The sequence below is a fragment of the Treponema sp. R6D11 genome, assembly GCF_054786075.1.
On the sequence record NZ_BDHD01000220.1, the window covers coordinates 1 to 2,725 of the forward strand.

At 48.1% G+C, this 2,725-nt stretch carries 4 protein-coding genes and 1 pseudogene; 3 read left to right on the forward strand and 2 right to left on the reverse strand.

Annotated elements, in window-relative coordinates; all coding sequences use genetic code 11:
* The first annotated feature begins 2 nt into the window (after positions 1–2).
* Both ACYVTD_RS11440 and ACYVTD_RS11445 read left to right on the forward strand, forming a co-directional pair.
* Positions 3–275 (forward strand): BrnT family toxin, encoded by a 273-nt coding sequence (locus tag ACYVTD_RS11440; protein ID WP_461247899.1) that lies wholly within the window; start codon positions 3–5, stop codon positions 273–275.
* A gap of 1 nt (position 276) precedes the next feature.
* Entirely contained in the window at positions 277–486 is a 210-nt protein-coding gene (locus tag ACYVTD_RS11445; RefSeq protein ID WP_461247900.1) for a CopG family antitoxin, read from the forward strand.
* A gap of 74 nt (positions 487–560) precedes the next feature.
* On the opposite strand, the gene ACYVTD_RS11450 is transcribed toward ACYVTD_RS11445, so the two are convergent.
* Complete coding sequence (locus ACYVTD_RS11450) at positions 561–1,673, reverse strand: PfkB family carbohydrate kinase (protein ID WP_461247901.1); 1,113 nt, start codon at positions 1,671–1,673, stop codon at positions 561–563.
* Positions 1,674–1,702: 29 nt separating this feature from the next.
* On the reverse strand, positions 1,703–2,509 hold the full coding sequence (locus ACYVTD_RS11455; protein WP_461247902.1) for a biotin--[acetyl-CoA-carboxylase] ligase: 807 nt from the start codon (positions 2,507–2,509) through the stop codon (positions 1,703–1,705).
* Positions 2,510–2,560: 51 nt separating this feature from the next.
* On the opposite strand from ACYVTD_RS11455, the pseudogene thrH reads away from it, so the two are divergent.
* A pseudogene (gene thrH / locus ACYVTD_RS11460) lies at positions 2,561–2,698 on the forward strand (bifunctional phosphoserine phosphatase/homoserine phosphotransferase ThrH); the annotation flags it as partial.
* Positions 2,699–2,725: the final 27 nt, after the last annotated feature.

Below are 2,725 nucleotides of genomic sequence, written 5' to 3' on the forward strand. Positions count from 1 at the left end.
GGATAATCTGGGACGAGGAAAAAAACCGCATTAATATAAAGAAACATAAAGTTTCATTTGAGGAAGCAGAAACCGTATTTTATGACCCTAATGGCAAATTGATAAACGATCCGGATCATTCCAAAGATGAAGAGCGGTTTATTTTCTTAGGTTTGAGTAAAATGTTACGTTTGTTGGTTGTATGTCATTGTTATAGAGAAAATGAAGAGACCATAAGAATAATAAACGCAAGAAAAGCAACTAAGAAAGAAATAAAATATTATGGAGGAAAGTAAGATGAGAAAGGAATACGATTTTACAAACGCAAAGCCAAATCCGTACTTCAAAAAATTACGGAAACAAATTTCAATACGAATCGATATTGATACAATAGGGTATTTTAAAAAGAAAGCTGAAGAAACAGGTATAGCGTATCAAAACTTAATAAATCTTTATTTATCGGATTGTGCGACACATTCCAGAAATATAAATATAGTTTGGAAGTAACTATCTCTTGACCACTCCTCCGCTAGATAATAGCCGAGCATACATCTTGTATTTAATGTGGTCACAATTTTTGACTACCGTTGTATTCTGGCTGACCCCCCCTTCGCGAACGCCTCAACCTGATCAAGACTAAACATCGAAGTGTCCCCGGGCGTGGTCGTAACAAGCGCTCCGTGCGCCCAGCCGAAACGCAATGACTCTTCCGGCGACTTTCCCGACAATAACCCGTAAAAAAGGCCCGCCGCAAAGCCGTCGCCGCCGCCTACCCTGTCGTATACGTCAAGCTCAGCCGCAGGGGCCTGATATGTTTTGCCATCCAACCACAGAACCGCGCTCCATGAATGGCGGTTGGTGGAATGAACTTCGCGTAATGTGGTCGCCACCGCTTTAATATTCGGGAAGTCCTTTGTTACGCTTTCCATCATGCCGAAAAAAGCGGAAGGATCAAGCTGGCCCTTTGTTTCAACGTCCTGCCCTTTAAGACCCAACCCTTTTTGCAGATCTTCCTCGTTGCCGACAAGCACGTCCACGTTGCTTACAATTTTACGCAAGGTCTTTGACGCTTCCTCGCTCGCCTGCGCCGCGCTCTTGCCCTGCTCGGCGGCGGCGACAGCCCACAGTTTCGCTCGGTAGTTCAAATCGAACGACACGACCGCTCCCGCTTTCTTCGCCGCCTGCATCGCTTCTATAACCAGTTCCGGCGTAGTGGGCGAAAGCGCGCTGAAAATCCCGCCAGAGTGAAACCAGCGAACGCCCTTCTTGAAAATAGCGTCCCAGTCGAAACTTCCGGGCGCAAGCCTCTGCGCCGCTTCGTTTGAACGGTTGTAAAACACCACGGGAGCGCGTACTCCCTGCCCGCGGTCGCTCCACACAATCGCCATGTTCGGCCCGCGCACCCCGTCATGCTCAAAACGCTTAAAATAAGGGGTTACGCCCGCTTTCTGGACCGCGTACTCAATTCTGCGCCCGATAGGGTAATTTACAATAGCGCTTGCGATGGCCGTCTTCATTCCGAAACAAGTTGAAAGATTAGTCGCCACATTGTACTCCCCGCCCGAAACGTGCAGTAAATACTCGTTTGCCTCGGCGAAAGGAATAATCCCAGGGTCAAGACGTGTTACCAGCGCGCCAAGCGCCAATAAATCATGCGCCATTCCATTTGCGGACGGAATTGATAAAGATGCCATATTTGTACCTCTCAAATAAAATTAGCTAATTATAATACTAATTCGCCTGTTATAAAAGGGCTTGCCTGAGTTTCCCCATCGGGTATAATCAAAAGTTCGCCGCCGTCGCCAATACCCCAAAGACGGCCGGAGATTTTTTTGCCGGAATCCGCCGCGCCTTCGACAAATAAAACCTGTTCGCCTTTTTTGTATAACTTTTGTTCAAGGCGCGGCTTCCAGGTATCCGCTTCTGCACGTTGAGCCGCTTCTAATTCAACGTAAAGCCTCTCAAGGATTTTTTCCAAAAGCAAAAAACGCTCTTCACTCGAAATATCCCTGCCCGACGCGAGGGCGATGCTTACGGCCTTGTCCCGCAGGTGCGAAGGAAACTCCTTTTGCGCCGTGTTTATACCGATTCCAAGATGAACATTACCGCCGTCCGCTTCGCATAAAATTCCAACCGCCTTTTTATAACCTTCACCGTGAACGGATTTAATCAGTATGTCGTTGGGCCATTTAACCGAACATAAGCCTTGCAAAGTCGGCGCGAAATCCTCGATGGCAAGGCATACGGCAAGGCCCGCCCTTAACGTGAGAGCGGGCGGAATGTCTTCAATGCGCTTAAACTTTAGCAGAACCGTAAAGGACAAATTTTCCCCCTTCTTCATTTCCCACTTGCGATCCTGTTTCCTACCGCGCCCTTCTTCCTGAAAATCCGCCAGGATGACGGTGCCGCTTGGAACGCCAGACGGCGAGTCTTCCTTCGCCAGTTTACGGGAAACGTCCATCGTGCTGGAAACGGTTTCCTCGTAGTAGACGGGCGCGTTAAAAGGATTACGTATCTTCAAGCTTGTCATTTTTCTCCCTAGACTATGGAAACAATTTATTCGTTATGCTATTATACCCGCATGAACATGGTATGTCTTGATCTTGAAGGGGTGCTTGTCCCAGAAATTTGGATTGCGTTTTCCGAAGCTACGGGCATAGCGGAGCTTAGGCGGACGACAAGAGACGAGCCCGATTACGACAAATTGATGAACTTCCGCCCGCTCTCACGTTAAGGGCGGGCCTTG